Origin of the sequence: Blautia sp. AM42-2 (genome assembly GCF_003480245.1) — a bacterium.
Taxonomy (GTDB): Bacteria; Bacillota; Clostridia; order Lachnospirales; family Lachnospiraceae; genus Fusicatenibacter; species Fusicatenibacter saccharivorans.
In genome coordinates this window covers 150,420-175,576 of the sequence record NZ_QUIM01000003.1, presented here as the reverse complement: position 1 = coordinate 175,576, position 25,157 = coordinate 150,420, and the positions used below count along the sequence as shown (strand labels likewise).

At 46.0% G+C, this 25,157-nt stretch carries 19 protein-coding genes; 2 read left to right on the top strand and 17 right to left on the bottom strand.

The window, feature by feature from the left end; all coding sequences use genetic code 11:
* Positions 1-268: 268 nt before the first annotated feature.
* The 11 genes from hisA to hrcA all read right to left on the bottom strand — a co-directional run bounded on the left by hisA (position 269) and on the right by hrcA (position 15,535).
* Positions 269-1,045, bottom strand: coding sequence for a phosphoribosylformimino-5-aminoimidazole carboxamide ribotide isomerase (gene hisA / locus DW915_RS06125; protein ID WP_055228301.1), 777 nt, complete (start codon positions 1,043-1,045; stop codon positions 269-271).
* Positions 1,046-1,370: 325 nt separating this feature from the next.
* Positions 1,371-3,863 (bottom strand): S8 family serine peptidase, encoded by a 2,493-nt coding sequence (locus DW915_RS06120; RefSeq protein WP_055228300.1) that lies wholly within the window; start codon positions 3,861-3,863, stop codon positions 1,371-1,373.
* Between the two features lie 12 nt (positions 3,864-3,875).
* A complete protein-coding gene (locus DW915_RS06115) occupies positions 3,876-4,565 on the bottom strand; it encodes a zinc ribbon domain-containing protein (protein WP_055228299.1) in 690 nt (229 codons plus the stop codon).
* Between the two features lie 28 nt (positions 4,566-4,593).
* Positions 4,594-6,516 (bottom strand): hypothetical protein, encoded by a 1,923-nt coding sequence (locus tag DW915_RS06110; protein WP_118741781.1) that lies wholly within the window; start codon positions 6,514-6,516, stop codon positions 4,594-4,596.
* Between the two features lie 140 nt (positions 6,517-6,656).
* Positions 6,657-8,672: a zinc ribbon domain-containing protein gene (locus DW915_RS06105; protein WP_118741780.1), complete on the bottom strand. Its 2,016-nt coding sequence runs from the start codon at positions 8,670-8,672 to the stop codon at positions 6,657-6,659.
* A 155-nt stretch (positions 8,673-8,827) separates the two neighbouring features.
* The gene (locus DW915_RS06100; protein ID WP_055228296.1) at positions 8,828-9,301 is read right to left on the bottom strand and encodes a zinc ribbon domain-containing protein; all 474 of its coding nucleotides are present in this window, start codon (positions 9,299-9,301) and stop codon (positions 8,828-8,830) included.
* A gap of 203 nt (positions 9,302-9,504) precedes the next feature.
* Complete coding sequence (locus DW915_RS06095) at positions 9,505-10,104, bottom strand: Crp/Fnr family transcriptional regulator (protein ID WP_055228295.1); 600 nt, start codon at positions 10,102-10,104, stop codon at positions 9,505-9,507.
* Positions 10,105-10,434: 330 nt separating this feature from the next.
* Entirely contained in the window at positions 10,435-11,646 is a 1,212-nt protein-coding gene (gene dnaJ / locus DW915_RS06090) for a molecular chaperone DnaJ (protein WP_055228294.1), read from the bottom strand.
* Positions 11,647-11,871: 225 nt separating this feature from the next.
* Positions 11,872-13,749 (bottom strand): molecular chaperone DnaK, encoded by a 1,878-nt coding sequence (gene dnaK, locus DW915_RS06085; RefSeq protein WP_055228293.1) that lies wholly within the window; start codon positions 13,747-13,749, stop codon positions 11,872-11,874.
* A gap of 66 nt (positions 13,750-13,815) precedes the next feature.
* A complete protein-coding gene (gene grpE / locus DW915_RS06080; RefSeq protein WP_330378123.1) occupies positions 13,816-14,460 on the bottom strand; it encodes a nucleotide exchange factor GrpE in 645 nt (214 codons plus the stop codon).
* Between the two features lie 16 nt (positions 14,461-14,476).
* Entirely contained in the window at positions 14,477-15,535 is a 1,059-nt protein-coding gene (hrcA, locus tag DW915_RS06075; RefSeq protein WP_022461073.1) for a heat-inducible transcriptional repressor HrcA, read from the bottom strand.
* Positions 15,536-15,820: 285 nt separating this feature from the next.
* Between hrcA and DW915_RS06070 the strand changes: the two genes are divergently transcribed.
* The gene (locus DW915_RS06070; protein ID WP_118741779.1) at positions 15,821-16,039 is read left to right on the top strand and encodes a helix-turn-helix domain-containing protein; all 219 of its coding nucleotides are present in this window, start codon (positions 15,821-15,823) and stop codon (positions 16,037-16,039) included.
* 77 nt (positions 16,040-16,116) lie between these two features.
* On the opposite strand, the gene DW915_RS06065 is transcribed toward DW915_RS06070, so the two are convergent.
* Positions 16,117-16,482 carry a hypothetical protein gene (locus DW915_RS06065; RefSeq protein ID WP_022461735.1) on the bottom strand — a complete coding sequence of 122 codons (366 nt, stop codon included), beginning with the start codon at positions 16,480-16,482 and terminating at the stop codon, positions 16,117-16,119.
* A 172-nt stretch (positions 16,483-16,654) separates the two neighbouring features.
* Here DW915_RS06065 and DW915_RS06060 point away from each other — a divergent pair, with 172 nt between their 5' ends.
* Positions 16,655-16,873: a helix-turn-helix domain-containing protein gene (locus DW915_RS06060; RefSeq protein WP_055228291.1), complete on the top strand. Its 219-nt coding sequence runs from the start codon at positions 16,655-16,657 to the stop codon at positions 16,871-16,873.
* A gap of 210 nt (positions 16,874-17,083) precedes the next feature.
* Here the strand turns inward: DW915_RS06060 and uvrB are convergent, their stop codons facing one another.
* From uvrB to DW915_RS06035, 5 genes are all read right to left on the bottom strand, one after another.
* Complete coding sequence (gene uvrB / locus DW915_RS06055) at positions 17,084-19,072, bottom strand: excinuclease ABC subunit UvrB (RefSeq protein ID WP_117813028.1); 1,989 nt, start codon at positions 19,070-19,072, stop codon at positions 17,084-17,086.
* A gap of 211 nt (positions 19,073-19,283) precedes the next feature.
* Positions 19,284-21,359, bottom strand: a complete 2,076-nt coding sequence (locus tag DW915_RS06050) for an efflux RND transporter permease subunit (protein WP_118741777.1) — start codon at positions 21,357-21,359, stop codon at positions 19,284-19,286.
* Between the two features lie 228 nt (positions 21,360-21,587).
* Positions 21,588-22,466, bottom strand: coding sequence for an FKBP-type peptidyl-prolyl cis-trans isomerase (locus DW915_RS06045; RefSeq protein WP_118741776.1), 879 nt, complete (start codon positions 22,464-22,466; stop codon positions 21,588-21,590).
* 27 nt (positions 22,467-22,493) lie between these two features.
* Complete coding sequence (locus DW915_RS06040) at positions 22,494-23,738, bottom strand: aminopeptidase P N-terminal domain-containing protein (protein ID WP_055220735.1); 1,245 nt, start codon at positions 23,736-23,738, stop codon at positions 22,494-22,496.
* A gap of 119 nt (positions 23,739-23,857) precedes the next feature.
* Entirely contained in the window at positions 23,858-25,117 is a 1,260-nt protein-coding gene (locus tag DW915_RS06035; protein WP_118741775.1) for a S41 family peptidase, read from the bottom strand.
* Positions 25,118-25,157 lie beyond the last annotated feature (40 nt).

The following is a 25,157-nucleotide window of genomic DNA, read 5'->3' as shown; positions in this document are numbered from 1 at the left end:
GTTTTTCACTTCCCCTGTAAGTAACTCTAATTATAGCAATAGTTGTCTCTATTTGCAATAGTATTTAGAAAATTCATGAATATTTTAGAGTTTTTTCTGTTACAGTTCACTTGTATCTTATTTTTGACAGATTTCATGCTCGCATGAAAATCTGTCGAGAATAAGATACAAAGGGAGCGCCTGGTTATGAGCAAAAAGGAGCTGCGCAGCAGCGGAGAGCGCTGAAAGCGCGGTTTTGCGAATGGCGCGGGTGAACGTCCGTTTCCGCTTACCGGCGGCATACTGCCAGTACGTCTTCAAATTTCATGTTTCCGCCAAACAGATCCAGTGCGCTTCCGATCGTCACATCCACATGATCGTTCCCAACCTTTTTCAGCAGTTCCAGATCCGCAAAGTTTCCGACGCCGCCGGCATATGTAACAGGGAAATCTTTCATTTTCGCAAGTAATTCCACCAGTTCTGTCTCGATACCGGATGCTTTTCCTTCGACATCTACCGCGTGGATCAGAAATTCATCACAGTATTCCGTCAGATGATGCAGGAGCGGTTCCGTTACTTCTTCCTCTGTAAACTTTTGCCAGCGGTCCGTTACAATATAATATTTCCCGTTTCGTTTCCGGCAGCTTAAGTCCATGGTCAGCCGCTGTTTTCCAACAGTCGTTACCAGTTTTTCGAGATTTTCATAGAATACATGGCCATCCCGGAACACATACGATGTCACGATCACATGGCTTGCACCGGCCGTCAGAAATTCGCAGGCATTTTCCGCGTCGATACCGCCGCCAACCTGCAGTCCGCCCGGATACGTAGAAAGTGCCAGCAGCGCCTGCCGCTTTGTTTCCGGATAATATTCGGAATCTTTTTTGTTCAGAAGAATCACATGACCTCCGGTGATCCCTTTTTCTTCATATAACTGCGCATAGTAAGACGCATCCTGCTCCGAAACAAAATTTTCATTTGCCTGGTTTCCCTGATCTTTTAAGGATCCCCCAACAATCTGTTTTACTTTTCCATTGTGGATATCAATACATGGTCGAAATTTCATAAATAAAGTCCCCTGTCCCTTTCCTGTTCATCGAATGGATATCTGTAGTTAGCGATGATTCGGTTAAAAAATTTTTATCTCCCTCAAATTTCTCATATTATATCAAATTTCGGACTTCCTGTGTGCAAATTCACTCTTTTTTCACTAAAAAGCTCCCCTTGGATCTTTTGTTCGTGTGCATGACAGCAAAAAAATGCCGCAATCCGGATTTTTTCCCGAACTGCGGCATCCCATTATACTTTATCTTATGTTTTGTCCTATCCCGTGCTTATGCCTAGACTCATGTTTCAGTCTATCCTTGGGTTTATGCCTGGAATCATGTTTTCTACTCCTGTACCACAGAATAAGAATAGTCAGAAAGATTGACACGGATCACCGTTTCTTCTCCGGACGGTGTACCGTCCATTTTCACATCAACATGATCACCTTCGTAATGTACTTCATATGCCCAATAGTATCCCGGATAGAAACTTTCTACTTCATACAATTCATTTCCGTCTTTATCAATTGCGCCAAAATCCGGTCCATAGAAAGAGCAGTAATAAAGTGTTCCGTCCGGTCCGAAATCCGTTCCTGTCATGGAACCATGTGATGATGCACTGTGCCAGATTTCTTTTCCGTCCCGGAGGCGTACGGCATAAATAACTCCACAATGCGCATAATAATACCTGTCTTCATAAATTCCAATTTCTGTATTGGCTGTTATCTCCGCTGCCGGAGATTTTTCTGTCTCAATGGTCCATACTACATTTTCATCCTGATCCAATCCGGTAATCACAGCATACTCCTGATCCCTATTTTCTTCTGAAGCAAACAGGTCATGCGTTTTTTCTCCGTTATTATAAAAGGTTTCCAGTATTACATGTGTTGCATCTTTTTTTGCCACCTTTTCCAGGGCAGCTTTCAGATTCAGCATCGGATACTCTTCCCGCTTGTCCTCCTGACAGGTTGATCTTGCGGTTCCGGCTGTGGAGATCAGTGTCTCTTTTACCTCCTCCGCCGAAAGTTCCGGAGCCACAGACCACAGAACAGCCGCAGAACCGGAAACCAGTGGGGCCGCCATGGATGTTCCAGGCAGATTTCCATATTTAATCCCGTTTTTCACTGTTCTAAGATTTTCATGGCCTGGATTTTCTTCGGTATAGGAATCATCTTTTTCTGTAATCGTGCTGTAAACATCATATCCAGGTGCAACAATATCTATATTGGAACCATAATTTGAAAATTCTGTCATTTGATATCCCTTTTCTGTTTCCTGCACTGCACCTACAATCAGGATATGATTTCGAATTTTCTCATAGGAGTATCCGCTTCTGCTTAATCTATGCGTTTCTCCATCCAGTCTGTTATAAACCTCCTCATTAATTCCGCAATAATCTCCTGTCTTTTGAACATCAAATCCCACACCACCGTTATCATACCCATTGCCTGCACTCTGGACAATTAAAAATCTTTCCTGTTGATTTAAAAGCAATTCAAAAAGCATCACTATCATCTGACTGGAAGTGCATTTTGCGCTCGTTTCTAATTCCTTTTGATAACTTTCGTACAACTCATATTTCTGATCAATCTTCCCTTTTTCTATGAGAAACTCCGCTATTTTTTCTTCCCATACCGGTCTTTCCCCGATTAGCGTATCTTTTAAATACTGCTCTCTGGATTGTATCACAGTTGCCCATGAATTATTCACCACGCAGGCCGTATGTTCACTTAGCATCGTTTCAATCATCTGTTTTGTTACATTTACATATTCTCCTGTACTGAAGAGATCTTCTTTCCACCAGCTCACAAAATACAAATCCGTCCGATCTGCCACACCACGGATTCCGGCCTGATTATTTTCCGCACCGATCAATCCCGTCACATGTGTGCCATGGTCAAATGCCAGATTTTCTTTGTAATCTTCCAGCCAGTGAATTTTACTTTCGCCGTTTTTCTGAAATTCTTCGTGTTCCGCATCAACTCCATCATCCATAATGCCGACCGCCACATTGGCAAGATCCTGCTCGTGGGAATCAACATAGTCCCATGCAGAAAATGCTCCAATTGCCTCTGCCCACCAGTCATTTCCATCTGGTTTGCTTTCATTATGGTCATTATTCTTTTTATCCTGTTCTCCTGCCTCCCATGGATTCTCATCTGCAGTATTTTCCATCATCATCGGAATTTCCGTCGAACTGTAGAGCACATTTTCTTCTTCCATCAGAATTTCAGCCTTCTGTTCCAGATCCGCATACGCGGTGTCCTCCACCAGGATTTCAATCACGTTCATGCTTCCGCTCATATTTCCAACCAGCGTTCCATCTACCTTTGCTGCAAGTGCTTCCCGCTCTTCCTGGCTGCTGTTTTCTATCAGATAAACAATCAGCAGATTTTCGTAGTACAACAGGCCGGTATCTTCATCATAAGAAACGGTACTTACCGACGGCTGATAAACCGTATCCCCATTGGCACATTTTTTCATTGTGCCTGGCTCTTTCACATCCTGACTATCCTGCGACTGTTCTCCATTCTGATTCTTGTTCTGTTTTTGGCTTTGGTCACCTTCATCTGCCTGCACTTTTTCCTGTTTTTGTTTCCATTCTTCCAGTTGTCTTTCTTTCCATCCCTGTATTTGCTTCTTCTGTGATCCAACTGCAATGGCAAGCAGGATACCTAAAAACAGCACAATCACAATGACAAGTACCAGAAATCTTCGAATTTTCTTTTTTCTCTTCTTCTTTTTTTCTTCCGCCACATGGCAGCCACAGTACTGGCAATAGGCATCTTCTTTCTGAATCCTGCGTCTGCACCTGGGACATTTGATTTCCTTTTTCATTTTCTGCTCCTCTTATTGCAGTTTTGATCCGCAGCGCGTACAAAACTTTTCTCCTTCTTTCGGAATTCTTCCGCAGGAGGGACACGCTGACCGCATCTTCGAAGCTGCCGGGTTCTTTGATACGGTTTCTTCCGGCTTGATTTTTTTCGATTCCGTTTTTTTTGATTTGATTTTTTCCGGCTCAATTTTTCTTGAAATACTTTTCTTTGAAGCACTTTTCTCTTTAGAAACCATTCCCCACAGTGCAAATATAAGAATCAGAACATGAAGTGCTATCCACACCCACACAAATTCCATGCGAAGCGGCATTCCTGTCATCTGGCCGTTATAATCAACCTTGTTTTTCCATCCCCAGCTGAGTCGTTGCATTGACCACGCAAGACCTCCGTTTGTCACGATGGATAATACAATTGCCAGAACATAGGTCTTTTTTCCATTTAACAGCGTAACCAGAACTGATCCCACAAGCGTTACTGCCGCTGTTCCAATCAACCATGCGTTGATATTTTCAAAGACACTTTCCTGCATCAGTTTCCAGATCATCCCTCCGACAAAAGAGTCTCCTTCCTGGCTTTCCATTCCATAGAGAATCACATCGTAAAGCCGGATGGCATCATCTTTCCAGCCGATCATTCTGCAGAAATATAGTGGTATCGTACATAAAAACAGAATTACAATGACGTATTTTGCTTTTGTTTTCATCTGAAAATTCTCCTGTTCTGCTCTATTTTTATACTTCTTCGGATGGTTCCAGCACCATTTTGCTATCTGCTGTATCCATTTCCGAAAATAACTTTTTGCCTTTCAGATCGTAATAATCTGTCTTATCTACCTCGACATATTCCGACTCACCATCCACAGTCTCTTTTTCTTCCTCGCTGTATGTTACCTGCAGGATTCCATCACTGACCAGTTCTCCTTTTTTTCCATCCTCAACGGTATATAACAGATTCCCGCTTAAATCATACAATTCTTTCTGATCGATCAGTAATGTCTTATCTTCCATGGAAAAAGATTCTCCGGCAATCGGATCGGCAATTTCTTTCATGGTATCCGCATTGATCAGGCAGACATAAAACTGATTATCTTCCCCATACATGGAAAGTGCAAGAACATTATCCTCGATGCAGCTTGTTGTAGTGGAATAATATTTAAAATACGGCGCATACTTTCCTGTATATTTTTTGATATCGCCTGTCTCCAGATCACACAAAAAATAAATGTCCTGGTCGTCCTGTCTTACCGTAAAAAGTGCATATTTTTTTGTCCAGTCGAGCAGAGTCGGATATCCGCCAAACGGGCCAAGATACTGACTCGGGATTTCAATTTCTTTTTCTTCTCCATTCCCGATCACTGTAATATGAAACGGATTTTCATCCCCTGCCCAATATCCATCGTCCATTGCGCCCGTTTCTATGATAAGTCCGTCCCGCATTCCATGTTCTTCTGCTTTGTCAAACGAAACGTTTAACTCTGTTTCTTTTCCCAGTTCCGGCTCAACCAGAACACAGACTTCTTTCGTACCGTCCATTTTTTTATACAGAAATTTTCCATCACCCATGTAGGATCTTTTAAAGCTCAGATTTTCCAGGTCCTGATTGCTGACTGTATAATCACACACTTCACCCCCTTCCGGACTATACAGTGTATATTTCCAAAACCCGGCATCATCCCAGGATACATTTTCTTCCTCCTCCAGCCAGGTATAACCACCGCCGTAATCTGCCACTTTGTCTGCATCATACTGGCTTTTTATCATTCCATCCGTGTCAATCACATAAAAAATATTGTCATAGACGAACCAGTTATAACCATTATTAAAATTCACATCGTACCGATAAATATCTGCATCAATTGCATCTTCATCAAAAGGTATATAAAACTTTAACTTTCCCTTTTTATCCAGAAAGCCTTTGTAAGATTCCCCCTTTCCGTGAATTCTTACAAAGGCAAGTCCATCCTGAAATTCTCTTGCATCAGAAAATTTCATATTTTCCAATGTATGAGACGTCTCCGCATTTGAACTTATATCGTCTTCATCATCCGACCATGTATCATCATCATCTTCTTCTTCTTCGTCGTCATAGTTTTCTTCCGATCCATCGTCCCAACCCTCAAAGTCGAGATACCATTTTCCGTCAATTTCAACAACCGCTATCTCCATTTCTTCCGGTTCTATGCCGGATGCACTCACTTCCACAAACACATTTCTTGCATCGGTGACCGTATCTCCTTCTTCTCCATAATGACTTTTTATTTTTTCCATGTTGCCTTCGGACTGTTTTTCTGATCTGACTGGCCAATGGGTAATTTGTATATCCCCAACTTCATCTTGCAGTTTCTGAAGTTCCTCTTCCACTGCATTTTCTATGATCCACTGTAACGTTTCCCCATATTGGCCAAAATACCGCTCCGGCAACAGGCTCAGAAGCGTATCGGTATCTCCTGTAAATAATGCTTCGACTGCACGATCTGCCACCTGCATATATTCCTCATCGGACTCCTGGCTTTCCGCTGTTTTTCCAGCTTTTTCCCCTGATTCCGTCATCTGGAGTATTCCATATTCCGGAACAAACTTCCATGGATATAAAATTGCTATAGCCGCCATAATTCCAAAAGTAATGATCAAAATTCGGCTTCCTGCTTTTTTCATATATTCTCTACTCCTTTTTCTCTCATCGTATCTTTACTTCTGAATAGAGTCCTAATATAATTTTCCAGATTTTTTGCACTCTCTTACTCTGTAAGGACACTGCTACTCTGCTTTCCACAATAGGTAATAGGGATCTCTTCTCACCAGTCCAGCCGGAAATTCTGTTCCGTTTTCATTTCATCCGCATACCAGAAATCTACTATACCGATTCCAATCCGCTCACTTTCTTCCTTTTGATAAAGCATCAGATCATGCCGGCTGTCATACACAATATCTCCATCCTCTTCCCGAATCGCCTTCGTGACTCCATCTGCAATTTTTGTCTTATTTCCTTTTTTATCAAAAATGGAAAGTTCATATTCTCCATCGGAATTCCGATCCGTGTAAGCCATGACTGTTCCATCTTCGTAAATCTTGACATAGTCTTCCAGCACTTCTTTTGCAAGGCATCTGCTTTTTCCATTTTCTATCACGTTGACATCGTAGTACGCATTGTCCCCTTCCGTGTAGAAATTGCTTGTATAATAAATCTCTGTTGGCGTAACAGATTTTACATAGCCTTCCGGCATCTCTTCCAGATCGCTGACTTCATCATTTTTGATTGCGGCGTGCCAGAAATCAGATCCGCTTTCCAGGAACAGATCTGTTTCGTTTGCATAGATCCAGAAGTTTTCTCCTTCCTCATCTATGTCTTCAATTTTTTTCGCAACTTCTCCTATGATGTGAATGGAATTCTTCCTGCTCGTTGGTTTAACATACATTCCCTGCTCATATATTCTCTGATCTAAAAGGTCAATCATATAATCTGCATCCTTCACTTCTGCTAAATCTACCGGCTCCATTTTCTTTACATCCAGGTATAGTACGCTATTTCCCCTATAAAGTCCGGCATTATTAATGTCATTGGCTGTAATCTGTTTTATTTCACCATCTTTATATTCATAAAGACTTTGACACTCCGTTGGAACAGGATGATATGATTCCGCTTCTTTTTGTAATTCCTGCCACTGTTCCGTGTTTCCTCTGCTGTCAATCACGAAGTCTTCCAGTTCACATTCTGTATTCTCGCCGGAAGCAAAGTAATAAACCGCGCCATTTTCCCATGCATACATATCACTGACTGGTGTTCCCAGCTCTTTTGTCTCTTCCTCAAAAGATGTTAGAAAAACAAGCTGATCATCCTCTGACTGACCGTCATATCGTCTGCACAAAATATGCTCCTGATCATCTGCCAGCATAACATCGGTCATCCCATCCGCCAGAAATACTTCTTCCGTTGGATTGTTATAGCTTACGCCACAGACATCAAATCCTTCGTCAGCGTTTCCCTTCGTATAAACGAGTCCCGTTCCGTCTTTGAGCTGATAATATCCCTGCAGTGAATCTGCAATCTTCACAGATACTTCCCCGTCATAACAAAACAGCTCGGAATCCTTGTCGATATAAAGGAGTTTTCCGTCTTCCAGCGGATAAAAAACTCTGACATTTGCCGCAACTTTTGTTTTGTATTTCTCATTTTTTTCTTCTTTTTTGGACAACTTCTGATATTCACACCGGTAGAGTCTGGACGTTCCCGTCGAAATATCATAGTTTTCCATATAATAGAGATATTTTCGATCCGGTGAAAGCTGCATTACGGCATCGCCCAGCCAGTCCAGCCCATTGTCTGTAATGGTTATGGTATGTCCCAGTTTTTCTTTCGTGAGAATTTCATAACTGTCCCCATATAATTCTACAAATGGGTGTTCCATGTTTTCCCCGGACTTCACACAGAAAACTACTGCTCCGACTGCCACTATTGCAGTCAGGCCAAGTGCTGTCGCAATTTTCCATCCTTTTTTTCTGCGTTTTACCGGCAGCACGGCGTCCGATTTATTGTATTCTGCTCTTTTACGTTCAGCTGTGTTTTTTTCTTCTTCTTTTTCTTCTGCTATCTTTTTATTTTCTGCTGTTTCCCTCGTTTTCGGTCTGACAGGTTCTATCGTTTTTTTCACACTCGGTTTGACCGGCTCTGTTTTTTTTCTCTGCTCCTCTTTCCCATCATCCGGCACTATATCTGGCACTACAATATTTCCATCCTCCAGTTTTGCTCCACAGCTTCCGCAAAATCTTGTCGCATCTGACCACTCTTTTCCACATACCGGGCATTTTTTCATACTTGTTTTCCTCTCCTGTCCCTTTTTATCCACAAATCTTTTTTCTTTGCAATAAATGATCCAAAATCCACCTCCCTATTTTGGATCATTTATCTTTTTGCTGTCTGATTTGATCTTCTCTTCTGTGCTTTGCTTTTTCAAACACGCTCTCGATTTTACTCGTCAACTTTATGTCCACAAACCGTACAGAATTTCATATCCGGTTCCAGCGGTGCTCCGCATTCACTGCAAAAAGCCGGCCGTTCCTGTTCTTCTTCCACCGTTTCCTGTTCTTCACTCTGCAGTTTCATTCCACAGCTGCTGCAGAACATCATTTCCGGTTTGATTTTTGCACCGCAGCGCGGGCAGCTGTTCATTGCATTGATTGCCTGGATCTGCAGTTTGCATGCTTCCATAGCCTCTTCCAGCTCCCGGATCTGGCCAATTTCCTCTTTGACTTCTTCCAGCGGATTTTCCCGATATGCACAGTAAACTTTATATCCTATTTCACTGTAGATTTCATTGATTTTCGTCTCCGATTCAGAAACCGCCATATTCAGTTTCGTAATCTCCGACAAATCCTTTGCTTTTTGCATAGTTGAATATCCTGCTTTTGAAATTTTTCCTTTTACTCCATCTAAAAATGCCATTTTTCTTCCCCTTCCATTTCTTTTTTGTACTTTATAATCTGCTTTTTTTAGATCTGCCGTCTTCTCTCTTATAAGGGGCTTTCCCCTCCTGATTCACGCAATTCCCCGCCTCACTGCTTATTGCTTTTCTCAATGAAAACAGGGATTTCCTTGATTTGATTAAATTTTTCCGCTCAGCGCGCATCACTTTTCGATTCGTTTTTCTATTTTTCTTCCTTATAGCTTTTCAGGACACGGCTCAGACTCTCCGGCGATAAATGCAGATAGGAAGCGATATCTTTCTTACTCACAACATCTACCAGATCCCGATAGGTATCAACAAAATATTGATATCGTTCCTTTGCCCTGTGGTTTGCAACAATATCCTCATGTTCAATTAGCTTTTTATATGCAAGGCTGAGTGCACGGTTATATAAACGCATCATTTCCGGCGATTGCTCAATCAACTTCAACAATTCTGGTATCGGGACGCACAGCATGGTACACGAACTGATTGATTCTATCGTCAAAAGTGATTTCACATTTACGGATAAATTGGAAATTCCTACAACAATGTCTCCTTTTAAATAACCAAAGCAGGAAACATGCTCTTTTCCATCTCCCTTGCTTTCACAATACCCTTTTACAATGCCCGATATCAGAAAAGGAACGCATGGCAGCGGTTCCCCTTCTCGAATGATAACTTCCTTATCTTTCACCTTCCAGACATACGCCATTTGTTCCAGACTGCTCAGCACATTTTTATTTTTGATACCTAAATAAGTTTTGAAGAACTCCTGTTTTTCTATATTTTCATTTTCCAACCGCTCTATTTCCTTTCTGCCTTTTTATTTTACATTACATAACATCAATCTTTTTTATTCCTATGCAATTTTGTTAATTATATCATGAACAGTTTTTCACATCTCATCATTCTCTTGATTTAGATCAATATTTGCAATTTTCTGAATATTCTGTATTTTTAAATTTTGTCAAAAAAGAAGAACCTGTTTCTCCTGCAGGTTCTTCTTTTCATTTATCTCATATTTTCTATTTCTTTCATATTAGAGCGTGTTGGAAAAGACTTTTCATATTCTACATGCTCAAGTCTGTGAGAAATTTTGTCCGAATGAGAACAAAAACAGATAGATTTTTTATTTATCAATATCCTCAAACGCTTCCTTCACCTTATCCATAAACCCTTTTTTCTTCTTCGGCTGTTCTGCGGTATTCTCACCATCGGCTGCTTTTGCTTCTGCTGCCGGGCGGTTTCCGCAGGCTTCGTCGAAGGCGCGGAGGGCTTCTTTTGCTTTCTCATTCAGTTTCGTCGGAGTCTGGACTACGAGTGTTACGTAGTGATCACCGCGCACATTGCTGTTGCGAAGGGACGGAACACCTTTTCCCTTCAGACGGATCTTCGTATCGGTCTGGGTTCCCGGTTTTACAGTGTAGAGAACGTCTCCGTCAACGGTGCTGATCTTCACATCGCCGCCGAGTGCTGCCTGGGCAAACGTAATCGGTGCAGTGGAGAAAATGTTCATATCCTGTCTCTGGAAGATCGGATGACGGGTTACCTGAACCTCGACAAGCAGATCTCCTCTCGGTCCGCCGTTTACACCCGGCTCACCTTTTTCACGGATCCGGATGCTCTGTCCATCGTCGATTCCGGCCGGAATGTTGACCTGAATGCGTTTTCTGCTGGATGTATAGCCCGTGCCGTGGCATGCGGTACATTTATCGCGAATGATCTTTCCGGTTCCGTTACAATCCGGACACGTTGTCACGTTTCTCACAGAACCGAACATGGTCTGCTGTGTGTACGTAATCTGACCGGTACCGTTACATTTGGAGCATGTTTCCGGTGAAGTTCCTGGTTTTGCGCCGGTTCCGTGGCACGTTGTACAGGTATCCTTCAGGTTGATCTCGAGCTCTTTCTGGCATCCGAAAACAGCTTCCTCAAACGTAATGTGGACAACAGCGCGGAGGTTTGCTCCCTTCATCGGTCCATTGTTTGCTCTTCTTCTGCTTCCGCCGCCACCGAACAGGTCGCCGAAAATATCGCCGAAGATATCACCCATATCTCCGCCGCCAAAGTCGAAGCCGCCGAATCCGCCGGCTCCTGCGCCGCCACCGCCGTTTTCAAATGCAGCGTGGCCAAACTGATCGTACTGACGCCGTTTGTCCGGATCACTCAGCACGCCATAGGCTTCTGTCGCCTCTTTAAATTTTGCCTCGGCCTCTTTGTCGCCCGGGTTCATATCCGGATGGTATTTCTTGGCCAGTTTACGGTATGCTTTTTTTAATGTTGCATCGTCCGCTCCGCGGTCTACGCCGAGGACCTCGTAATAATCTCTTTTTTCTGCCATTTATGTTCACCTTTTCATTTCTGTTCCACAAATTTCATCTTTGCAGAAATGTTTTTCCGCACGCTCCAGTATAGCACTTTTCCGAAAGCAATACCAGCATAAATACAGGGGGCGGAATGTATTTTCCGTCCCCTGCAAACATTCGCCTCACAGGGCTTTTTGCGTTTATTTACTTATTGTTTCAACTCACAGTCGGTATTTTCACGGAGTGTGACATGCCGAAAATTAAACCTCTTTGTAGTCAGCGTCTACGACATCGTCGTCATGGCCGCCTGCCGCTCCTGCATTTCCCATATCCGGGCCTGCACCAGCTGTTCCGGCACCAGCGCCTGCTGCGCCGCCCTGCTGCTCATACAGCTTTGCGAACAGTTTCTGAGCGCTTGTCATCAGTTTTTCCTGAGCTGCTTTCAGGTCAGCTACCTGTGCATCTGTCATCTCTTCCGGATTGCATTTTGCAATGAGGTCTTTCAGTGCGTTCAGGTCAGCTTCTACTGCTGTCTTATCGTTTGCATCCAGCTTGTCGCCGACTTCCTCGATTGCTTTCTCGGTCTGGAATACCATAGAGTCTGCATCGTTTCTTGCGTCGATTGCTTCTTTGCGTTTCTTATCCTGAGCTTCGAACTCAGCAGCTTCTTTGACTGCTTTGTCGATCTCGCTGTCGGACATATTAGAGCCTGCGGTGATGGTGATGTGCTGCTCTTTTCCTGTTCCCAGGTCTTTTGCAGATACATTTACGATACCGTTGGCATCGATATCAAAGGTAACCTCGATCTGCGGAACGCCTCTTCTTGCTGGCGGAATTCCATCCAGACGGAACTGGCCGAGGGATTTGTTGTCTTTCGCGAACTGACGCTCACCCTGTACTACGTTGATATCTACTGCTGTCTGGTTATCAGCTGCGGTGGAGAAGATCTGGCTCTTCTTGGTCGGGATTGTGGTGTTACGCTCGATCAGACGAGTTGCAATACCTCCCATCGTCTCGATGGACAGAGACAGCGGAGTTACATCCAGAAGAAGGATGTCGCCTGCGCCGGCATCTCCTGCAAGTTTACCGCCCTGTACGGAAGCACCAAGTGCTACGCACTCATCCGGGTTCAGGCTCTTGCTCGGCTCGTGTCCGGTCAGCTGTCTTACTTTATCCTGTACAGCCGGGATACGGGTAGATCCGCCTACCAGAAGGACTTTGGAAAGCTCGGATGCCTGCAGACCTGCATCAGAAAGTGCTCTCTGTACCGGCTCTGCGGTTTTCTCTACCAGGTCGTGGGTCAGCTCATCGAATTTAGCCTTTGTCAGGTTCATATCGAGATGTTTCGGGCCATCTGCGGTTGCAGTGATGAACGGCAGGTTGATGTTGGTTGTAGTTGCGCTGGAAAGCTCTTTCTTTGCTTTCTCTGCTGCTTCTCTGATTCTCTGCAGAGCCATTTTATCATTGGAAAGATCTACGCCTTCCTGTTTCTTGAACTCAGCAAGGATGTAATCTGTTACTTTCTGGTCGAAGTCATCGCCGCCCAGACGGTTGTTTCCTGCTGTGGAAAGAACTTCGATAACACCGTCACCGATCTCGATGATGGAAACATCGAAGGTACCGCCTCCAAGGTCGTATACCATGATCTTCTGCTCTTTCTCGTTATCCAGTCCGTATGCCAGAGCTGCTGCGGTAGGCTCGTTGATGATACGTTTTACATCAAGACCTGCGATTTTACCGGCATCTTTGGTTGCCTGACGCTGTGCGTCATTGAAGTAAGCCGGAACTGTGATAACTGCTTCTGTTACTTTCTCACCAAGGTAGTTCTCTGCATCACCTTTCAGTTTCTGAAGGATCATAGCGGAGATCTCCTGCGGAGAGTATTTCTTTCCTTCGATGTCTACTTTATAATCAGTACCCATCTCACGTTTGATGGAACGGATGGTTCTGTCTGCGTTTGTTACAGCCTGACGTTTTGCCGGCTCGCCGACCAGACGGTCACCTGTTTTTGTGAATGCTACGATAGATGGAGTTGTTCTTTCACCCTCTGCGTTTGCGATAACGGTTGGTTTTCCACCTTCCATAACGGCTACACAGCTGTTTGTTGTTCCTAAGTCAATACCAATAATTTTGCCCATTGTTGTTTCCTCCTCAATGAATTATGCTAAAAAATGGTTTAATTTCTATTTATTTATCTTCAAGGCTTAGTTAGCCACCTTGACCATACTGTGACGGACTACGGAACCTTTGTACATGTAGCCCTTCATGAACTCTTCTACGACGATGTTCTCGCCGGCTTCCTCATCCTCCACATGCATCACTGCGTTGTGCAGATTCGGATCGAATTCCTTTCCAACGGCCTCGATCACGGTTACACCGAGTTCATCGAGTGCTGTGGTAAACTGTTTGTATACTTTATTCATGCCGTCTGCGAACGGATCTTCCTCCGGGTTTTCCACCGTTGCAAGTCCGCGCTCGAAGCTGTCAACAACCGGAAGAATCTTCTCGATGATGTCTTTTGCTCCAATGGCATACATATTTGCTTTTTCTTTTTCGGTGCGTTTGCGGAAGTTATCGAACTCTGCCATCTGACGGGTCAGGCGGTCAGTCAGCTCTTCGATTTTCTCATCTTTTTTATCTTTTTTCTTTTTGAAGAACTTTCGTTCTTTGCCATCCTCAGCAGTTTCTTCTGCAGCTTCCGCTTCTTTTGCCTCTGCTGCTTTCTTTGCTTCTTCCTGCTCCGCAGCCGGTTCGGTTTCCGGCAGATCGTTCTCTGCTCCGGTTTCTTTTTCCATCTCGCGTGTAGGTTCTTCCATGGTTTCCTCTTTCTTTCTATTTTCTTCGCTCACTGATCATTCCACCTTTCTACTCACCTGTGTCCGGCTTTTTGAAGACGGCGTCCAGTTGAACTTTTAATGTTTTCAGGTTATCTACCACATTTTCGTAATCCATCCGCTTTGGTCCCACGATACCGATTGTTCCGCGCATACCGTTTCCCATATCGTATGTGGTGGTGACCACGCTGCAGTCCCGTAAGGGTTCCATCGAAGATTCATTTCCGATGTATACCTGAATACCGGTATTTTCCTCTCCGTCCTGCTCCTCGGCAGCTCCTTTGATCATATCGACCAGTTTCTGCCGTTCCTCGAATGTGGAGATCAGCTGGCTGGCTTTGCTGCTGTCGGAAAGCTCAGGGTACTTGAAAATGTTGGTTGCGCCGCTGGTGTACACCGGCACATCTTCTTCACTGACTGCGATGGCTTCCGCTACGGTATCGACCACTTTGCTGATGATGCCGGAGTGGATGCCTGCCTGCTCTTTCATCTTCTTGATCATGCCAAGATTGATTTCTTCAATGGTCAGGCCATTGAGCTGTGTGTTCAGAAGCAGGTTCAGCTTTAATATCTGTTCATCGTTGATGGTCTCGTCGAGGTCGATCATCTGGTTTTTCACCAGGTTGCCTTCTACGACGATGACGGCCAGGAGCTGCTCTTCATTGACTTTTGAGAGCTGGATGAATTTCACTTTATTTCTGTGATATTCCGGTCCTGTAATCAACGTTGCATAGTTGGTAGATGAAGCGAGGACTTTGACAACCTGCTGCAGAACTTTTTCCATTCGGTCTGTTTTTTCAATGACCATGTTTTTGATGTCTGCAACTTCCTGTTCTTTTTCCCGCATCAGCTCATCTACATAGAGGCGGTAGCCTTTATCGGAAGGAATGCGTCCTGCGGAAGTGTGGGGCTGTAAGATGTAACCCATCTCTTCCAGATCGGACATTTCATTCCGGATTGTGGCGGAGCTTAAATTCAAATCCGTGTATTTGGAAATCGTTCTTGAGCCGACCGGCTCGCCCGTTTCCAGATACGTCTGGATGATCGCTTTTAATATTTTTCTTTTTCTTTCATCCAATTCTGTATCCACTAAGATAAGCTCCTTCCTGTTGTATAGTCCTGTTAGCACTCGTTTCAGTGGAGTGCTAACATCTATGCTCTTAAGATAGCACTCTGCCTTTTGTTTGTCAACACCTTTTCCCGGTTTTTCTATGAAGAAATTGTGAAAAAAGTATAAACCGTTTTCTTTCTGAAAAGGAATCTGACTTTTCTTTTTTATTGCATTCTACTGTTTCAAAGGCGCTATAGCCGTATGGTAGGATTCTGCCATTTTGATACGACCATTTAGTAGCATTTTTCTCAGAGGTGATGAATCATGAAATATCAGAGACTGGAGGATCTGCGCACGGACCACGATCTGACGATCCGCCAGGTTGCCGACTATCTCGGCTGCAACCGCGATGTGTATACCCGATATGAAAAAGGCGTCCGGCAGCTGCCGATCTCCATTGCCATCCGTCTGGCGGAGCTGTATCAGGTCAGTCTGGATTATCTGGTCGGCATCAGCGATGAGAAGCGGCCGTATAGATCCTGACTTTCCGGTGTCTCCGCCGCAGCAAAAGCAGGAGGACAGTTTTTCTTTTCCCTGTCCTCCCTGTTTTGCTTTTTCGTTTACAGATTCTGCAGATATTCCATCATCCGCGTTTCGCTGAGTTTCCATCCGTCCGGCTCCCCGCAGAGATACAGCGTAAAATGCCCGCACGGGACTCCGTTTTCCAGGTGGATGCCGGTATACAGTTCTACAATGAGGAGTTCTTCTGCTTTTTCTTCATATATATTAGTAATCTGATAGATGCGCTCTCCCTTTTCGTCCACCGGCCATTCTTTCTTCAGCACATCCCTCAGACGGCTCTCCTGCCCCTGCGCTTCGCATTCTTCTTCCCGGCTGATCATTTTTTCAAACGCTTCCGGCGTCTCCATCCGTTCCACTATATTCTGGACAAAATCTTCTATTTCTATTCTTTCTGCTTTTCCCATTCGTTCCCCCATTTCTGCCGTACATATTTTTCTGCTTTCTGCACAGGCTGTCTTCACCCGCCGTTTTTCTCTCCCGCCCCATTCTCCAATTTGCGACCATATGATCTGATTTAACTTTGTCCATCCAACCGTTTGGTAGTATGGGTTTGAATCTGAAAGGATGGTACAACGTATGAAATACCAGAGAATTGAAGATATGCGGATCGATCAGGATCTCACCATCAAAGAGATTTCTGCCCTGCTCGAATGCAACCGCGACGTCTATTCCCGCTACGAAAAAGGAATCCGCGACATCCCGATCGACTATGTGATCCGGCTTGCACGGTTCTATGACTGCTCGGTCGACTATCTGCTGAGTGTCTCCAGTAAAAAGAGAAAATTCGGCGATTAATTTTTTTATTGTTGTCTTTTTTATTTTTGTGTTTTTCGTTTTGATACGACCGTTTGGTCGTATTTTATATTATAATAGTATTCTTATTTTGCGTCAATTCTGAACAAGAAGGAAGCAAAATCGGACGCAAAAAAGCGTGCCGGAAAGTTTTCTGTCGCTTTTCCGGCACGCTTTTTTCATGCTCTTTTCTTCTTTTTTATTTCTGATTTTTTATTCTTCCATGTCATCCAGGCTCTTCTTCAGTGTGATCATTTTGTCACGCAGCTCGGCGGCCATTTCGAAGTTGAGTTCGGCGGCAGCGGCTTTCATCTGTTTCTGTACCTGGCCGATCAGTTTTTCCAGTTCTTCGCGGCTCATGGACTCCGGGTCTTTTTCCATCTTTTCTTCTGTCTTTGCCACTTCTTTCGAAATGCTGATGAGATCGCGGACGGCTTTTTTGATGGTGGTCGGAGTGATGCCGTGTTCTTTGTTGTAGGCTTCCTGCAGGGCACGGCGGCGCTTCGTCTCGTCGATCGCGAGGCGCATGGAATCGGTCATCACATCGGCGTACATGATAACATGGCCCTCGCTGTTTCGCGCGGCACGGCCGATGGTCTGGATCAGGGAGGTTTCGGAACGCAGAAAACCTTCTTTATCGGCATCCAGGATCGCCACGAGTGTGATTTCCGGGATGTCGAGACCCTCACGCAGAAGGTTGATGCCGACGAGCACATCGAAGACATCGAGACGCATATCACGGATGATCTCGGTCCGTTCCAGGGTGTCGATATCGGAGTGCAGGTAACGCACGCGGATGCCGGCCTCTTTCATATAGTCGGTCAGATCCTCTGCCATACGCTTCGTCAGCGTCGTCACGAGAACTTTGTTGTGTTTTTCAGTTTCTTTCTTTACTTCCGAAATCAGATCGTCGATCTGTCCCTCCACCGGGCGTACCTCGACATCCGGGTCGAGAAGGCCGGTCGGGCGGATGATCTGTTCGGCGCGCAGCAGCTCGTGGTCTGCCTCGTAGTCGCCCGGCGTGGCAGATACGAAAAGGATCTGATCGATCCGGTCCTCGAACTCGCCGAAGTTCAACGGGCGGTTGTCTTTTGCGGACGGCAGACGGAATCCATAGTCCACCAGCGTCGATTTCCGCGACTGGTCGCCGGCATACATGCTGCGGATCTGCGGAACAGTCTTATGCGACTCATCCACAATGATGAGGAAATCATCTCCGAAATAGTCCATCAGTGTGTAGGGCGGCTCGCCTGGCTTTAATCCGGAGAGGTAACGCGAATAGTTTTCGATGCCGGAACAGATGCCGGTTTCTTTGAGCATCTCAATATCGAAATTGGTCCGCTCCTCGATGCGCTGGGCCTCGATCAGTTTTCCCTCGTGCTTGAAGAACTTCACCTGCTCTTCCATATCCTTTTCAATCTCGCCTGTTGCTTTCAGGATCGTGTCCATCGGCACAACGTAGTGGGAGGCAGGAAAGATTGCGATGTGGTTCAGTTCACATAAGATTTCACCCGTCAGCGTATCGATCTGCACCAGACGGTCAATCTCATCCCCGAAGAACTCGACGCGCACCGCCTTGTCCGTCTCCTCCGCCGGAAAAATCTCCAATACATCACCGCGCACGCGGAACGTCCCGCGGTGGAAATCCATATCATTCCGGTCATACTGAATATCAATCAACTGTCGGATCACATCGTCCCGGTCCTTTTCCATTCCCGGGCGGAGCGAAATAATCATCTCCATGTAATCCTTCGGGCTTCCGATTCCATAGATACACGAAACACTGGAAACCACAATGACATCGTTCCGCTCACTCAGTGCAGAAGTCGCGGAAAGCCGCAGCTTATCAATCTCATCGTTCCGCGCAGAGTCCTTCGCAATATACGTATCCGAAGACGGCACGTAAGCCTCCGGCTGGTAGTAGTCGTAGTAGGAGACAAAATATTCCACTGCGTTCTCCGGAAAAAATTCTTTAAATTCTCCATACAGCTGCGCCGCCAACGTCTTATTATGCGCAATGATCAACGTCGGTTTATTCAGCTTCTGGATCACATTCGCCATCGTAAATGTTTTACCGGAACCCGTAACACCGAGCAGTGTCTCACACTGATTTCCTTCCTGAAATCCTTTCACCAGCTCCTCAATCGCCTGCGGCTGGTCACCGGTCGGCTGATATTCGGAATGTAATACAAAATGATCCATATATATCTCCTTCTGTATGCTCTGTCTGCAGATCCAATCTGTTCGTCTGTCCGCTTTCTGCGGTCTCTCTTATAGCTTCTCTGATTATACCAGACTTTATAACAAAAGTATAGCTTTTTCGAATATTTGTTCTATTCATTTTTCATCTCCTGGACGCAAAAGTCCCCTGCATCAGACACATTTCTGACACAGGGGACTCTCCCAATTGGTTTTATTTCGTTTTCTTCTTCAAAAATCCAATCGACGTCTTGCAGATCAGTTTATCGAAGATCATAAACATCGCCGGCAGGATCAGGATAACAACGACCATACTGATGATCGCGCCTCGTGCAAGCAGGGTACAGATGGAACCAATCATCTCAACCTGGGAGTAGCAGGCTACACCGAAGGTTGCGGCGAAGAAGCTGAGGCCGCTGCTGATGATGGACGGCATGCTTGTTTTGTGGGCAATGCTGATGGCTTCTTTTTTGTCTTTTCCGTTCTGACGCTCTTTCTGGTAACGGGTTGTCATCAGGATCGCGTAATCGACGGTTGCACCGAGCTGGATAGCTCCGATTACGATGCTGGCCACGAATGGAAGGCTGGTTCCCTGATAATACGGGATTGCCATGTTCAGCATAATTGCAAACTCGATGACTGCTACCAGAATAATCGGCAGAGAAATCGATTTGAAGATCAGCAGAATGATGATAAAGATTGCACCAATGGAAAGCACGTTTACGTTGACAAGGTCAGCATCGGTAACATCCTGCAGGTCTTTCATCAACGGTGCTTCACCGATGACCATTCCATCTTTATCGTAGGATTTTACGATTTTGTCAATCGCTTTGACCTGTTCGTTTACTTCATCTGTTGCGGACTCATATTCAGAGCTCACAAATGCAAGCTCATACTCATCGCTCTGCAGCATGCTTCGGAGATTTTCCGGGATCATGGATTCCGGAATCGTCGGTCCAAGCAGGGAACTCATGCTGATGGTCGATTTGACACCTTTTACGTTGCCGATCTCCTCCATCATTTTCTTTTTCTGTTTGGAATCCATATCGCGATCCATCATCACAATATGCATGTTGCTTACGTCAAACTGCGCTTTTACCTCATCATTTGCCACGTTGCAGTCCAGGGTAGCCGGAAGAGAACGCGCAATGTTGTAGTAAATCTGGGTATGATTGTTTCCGTAGATCGACGGGAACAGCAGGATCAGGAAGATCACAACCCACGCCTTATAATGTTTGGTAATAAAAGCGGATGGTTTATCCAGACTCTTTACCAGCGGTTTGTGTCTCGTTTTCTCAATTGCCTTGTCAAATACCAGAACCATGGCCGGCAGGACGGTGACGCAGCAGACAACGCCGATCAAAACACCTTTTGCCATAACGATACCAAGGTCGCGGCCAAGGGCAAAGGTCATAACACACAGTGCCAGGAAACCGGCTACGGTGGTAACGGAGCTTCCGGCTACGGATTTGAACGTGTTGGCGATTGCATGGCCCATCGCACGCTCTTTGTCATCCGGGAAACGCTTTTTATTCTCCTCGAAACTGTTCAGCAGGAAGATGGAGTAGTCCATCGTAACACCAAGCTGCAGCACGGCGGTCAGCGCTTTTGTGATGTAGGAAGTCTCACCAAGAAACACGTTGCTTCCCAGGTTGTAAAGGATTGCAAGTCCGATACTTAACAGGAACAGGATCGGAACAACGAAGGAAGTCGATGTCAGCTCGATGACAACGAGGCTCAAAACTGCGGCGATGACAACGTAAACCGGCAGCTCTTTTAATGCTACGTTTTTGATATCGGTAACAACACCGGTCATACCGCCGATGAAGCACTGCTCGTTCGCAATTTTACGAAGATCCTCGATTGCCTCCATGGAGTCATCGGAAGAAGTCGTATTGTCGAACAGAACGAGCATCATGGTTGCATCCCCATTGTAGAATGCTTTTCGGAGTTTTTCCGGGATCATCTCAACCGGCACGCTGATGTCTGCCACATCGTCATACCATAAAACTTCTTTTACGTGGTTTACCTGCTCGAATTTTTCTTCGAGTTTCTGTACGTCCTTCATTTCCATGTTTTCCACGACAACCATGGAGAACGCACCCATGCCGTATTCATCTACCAGAATGTCCTGTCCTTTTACAGTTTCCAGATGCTCCGGCAGATAGCTGAGCAGATCATAGTTTACTTTCGTTGCTGCCATTCCGATGACTGACGGAATAATCAGCAGAAATCCAATGATCAGCATCAGAATCCTGTGCTTGGCAATCCATTTGCCAACTTTAACCATTTTCATTCATCTCCTCTGATTCATTTTTAACTTGTTTTTCTAGTACCACATCTTACAACTTAAATGACTATTAGTCAATATTTGAAATGGCAAAAAATGAATTTTGGTCATTTTTTGTTTACTTTTACAAAAAATAACGGAAATCGGAAATGGGAATCGTTGATTTTTCTGCGCATCAAAAAAGAGTGCCTGGCTCCTTCGTCCTGACACTCTTTTTTATGCATTTTTTTATTTCACTTCAACCAGTTCAATCTCAAAATTCAGCTCTTTTCCAGCCATCTCATGGTTGGCATCAAACGTGATATTGGTCTCGTCTTTTGCGGTAACTTTTACCGGGAACGGCTGGCCGTACTGGTTCTGCAGATAAACCTGCTGTCCGACCTCTACTTCCTCTGCTCCCGGAAGCTGTGCGATCGCAACGGTGAAAATTGCGTTCGGATCCGGCATTCCGTAAGCCTCCTCCGGCATCAGATGGATGTTGACTTTTTCGCCGACTTCCATCTCTGCAACGGCTGCATCGAAGCCGCGGATCATCTGGCCCACACCGCAGATGAACTCGAGCGGTTCGCCGCGGTCGTAGGAAGAATCAAACTGGGTTCCATCGTTGAAGGTTCCTCTGTAGTGGGTACGGCAGGTTTTTCCGACATTCTTACCTTCCATAACCGGAGTCGGTGCACCGCATCCGCCGCCGCAGGTTCCGCAGGAACCGCCGCAGGAGCTCTCCTCTTCCTCATGGCTTCCGCAGTGGCCGCCGCAGGAATGGCCTTCCTCGTGATCGTGGTGATCGCAGGTTGCACCCGCAGATGTGAGCGTTCCGTTTAAGTAAGCTCCCACCGCTGCATCCACATCTCCCTCTGCTCCGGAGCAGAGCTCTACGCCTGCCTCAGCAAGAGCAGCCTGTGCACCGCCGCCGATGCCGCCGCAGATCAGAACATCCACGCCCTGCTCGGAAAGAAGGCCTGCCAGTGCGCCGTGGCCGGTTCCGTTGGATCCGATCACTTCGCTGGAAACCACCTGATTGTCTTCTACTTCGTAAACCTTAAAATTCTCTGTTTTTCCAAAATGCTGGAAAATATTCCCGTTATCGTATGTAACTGCAATTTTCATCTAACTAAATCCTCCGTAGTTTTTTTCTTACGCCTCTTTTTCCTGCATAAAGGCTTCAATCTGGTCTGGATCACGCATCAGATTCTCGGAAAGAACCTCGCATCCGTCCTCTGTAATCAGGATATCATCCTCGATCCGGATTCCGATCTCCCACTCGTCAATATAAAGACCCGGCTCATCGGTGATGATGGCGCCTGGACGCAGCTTGTCGTTCCATGCCGCAGTCACATCGTGTACATCAATGCCGAGGTGATGGGAAACGCCGTGCATGTAATAGGTTCCGACATCCTCTTTCTTCTCGATCAGACCAAGTTTCACACAGCCCTCGCCGAGAACATCCTTTGCGATATCGTCGAGCTCTTTTAATGTCATACCCGGTTTTGCTGCTTTTGCAACGGCGCGGTTTGCTGCCAGAACAACGTCGTAAACCTGTCTCTGACGGTCCGTATATTTTCCGTTGACTGGATACGTTCTGGTGATATCTGCGCAGTAGCCCTGGAATTTTGCTCCGAGGTCCATCAGAAGCAGGGTCTCATCCTCGCACACATCACGGTTGGTGTCGTAGTGCAGCATCGTTCCGTTTGCACCGCTTCCTGCGATCGTCGGGAATGCGGTTCCGTCTGCTCCCTCGTGGAAAATCTTGTACTCGAAATCAGCCTGTGCCTGATACTCGGTGCAGCCCGGTTTCAGATTCTTCATCACGAATTTCAGCGCGTCGTCGGTGATCTTGATTGCCTGGCGGACGAGAGCGATCTCATCCTCATCTTTCTGCATCCGCAGTGCTGCGATGACAGGAGCAATGTTTTTAATCGGTCTGCCTGGAAATTTCTTTGCGAACTCCTCTGCCTTTACCATGTTGTAATCCGGCAGATCCTCGACCTGATAGCGGTAGCAGTCGAAATACAGGGTTCCGATGTCCTCGCGTGCCATCAGACGGTTTACCATGCCCTCAAAGGAATCCAGGAAACGAACGTCATCGATTCCGGTGATCTCCTGTGCCTCGGATACGGTTACTTTTCTTCCAAACCATCTCTCCTGGTTCAGATCCGCTTCCTCGATAAACAGAATGGATTTCTCCTCTTTTGCGGTCTTTTTCATCATCAGGATCATGTGATCTCTGCGAAGACCGGTCAGATAGAAAAAGTTGCGGTTTGCTTCAAACGGCAGATATTCGTCTGCGCTGACATGCAGCTCGATTCCGGAAAACAAAAGCAGTGCGGAATCCTGGTCCATTTTATCAAAAACCTGTTTTCTTCTTTCTGTAAAGTTCATCTGTCTTTCCTCACTTTCTTTTAGAGCCTGCCAAGATCTGTTTTCGGCTCCTCTACTAAGATAACACGTTCGTGCTTTTTTTCCTACCTTTTTCCTGCTTTTCTGTGAAAATTCTTATTTTATTCCGCACTTTCCAGTCCTTTGACAACTTCCAACGCTTTTTCGAGCTGCACATCGCTCGTCGCGTCATCCGGCAGCTCCACCTCGACATCCGGCGTAATGCCGACCTTGTGGATGTCGTTTCCGAGCGGCGTGTAATAATGGGCAATCGTCAGCTTCACCACGCTGCCGTCCGAGAGCTGGAATGTATTCTGGACAATGCCTTTTCCGAATGTCGTCGTTCCGACAATCGTTCCGATGCCGTAATCTTTGACTGCTCCCGTGAAGATTTCTGCCGCACTTGCCGTATTTTCATTGACCAGCACGACGAGTGGAATCGAGATCGGGGTATCGCCGTCGCAGGTATACTCTTCCCGTTTTCCATTTGTATCCTCGGTATACACGATGAGTCCCTCCGGCAGGATCTGGCGCAGGGTGTCGCAGACTGCCGTCACGAGGCCGCCCGGATTGCCGCGCAGATCGATGATAAGGCGCTCCATGCCCTGATCCTGCAGTGACTGGTATACTTTCTGGAACTGCTCGGGGGTAAGCCCTGTAAACTCGCTGATGGCCAGATAGCCGATCTTGTCGTCCAGCATTTTACCGTCTGCCACAATCGCCGCAAGCTTCTCTTTTGTGACTTCCGTTTCAATCAGATCCGCCTCGCCTTCCCGCTCGATGGAAAGCGTCACGGTGTCGTTCTCGCTGTTTTTCAGAAGACCGACCGCATCGTTGAGGCTTAAGCCTTCGAGTGTCTGCCCGTCAATCTTCACAATGCGGTCATCCGCCTGAATACCGGCCTTCGCCGCCGGGGTATCGTCCTGTACGCCGGTGACCTGCAGCTTATCGCCGTCCAGCGTCACCGTAACACCGATGCCCTGATAGTAACCCTCCTGCGCTGTCTTGATCGCTTCGTATTCCTCTTTCGTGTAATACGTAGAATACTTGTCGCCGAGGCCGCTGATCAGCCCTTTATACATCGCATCCGACAGCTCTGTGTCATCCACATCGCCCGCGTAAAGCTGGCTGATCATCGCTTTGATCGCCGCCGTCTTCCGCCACGCCCAGAAGCCGCCGGGGTGGTCCGCACTGCTTCCCGGCCAAAGAAACGTTGTTCCGACAAGCACGATCATTACAATCGCCAGCATGGAAATCATGCCCGCAAAGTAGCTCTTCCGCATCTCATTTTTTCGGTTTTTCTTTCTGTTTCTGCGCTTTTTCGGTTTTTCCTGCTCTGCCGCTTTTACGCCCTCTTTTTCTTCCTTCATCAGTTCTTCCAAAATATGCCTCCCAATCGAAAGATCCCGGAATCTTTTGACG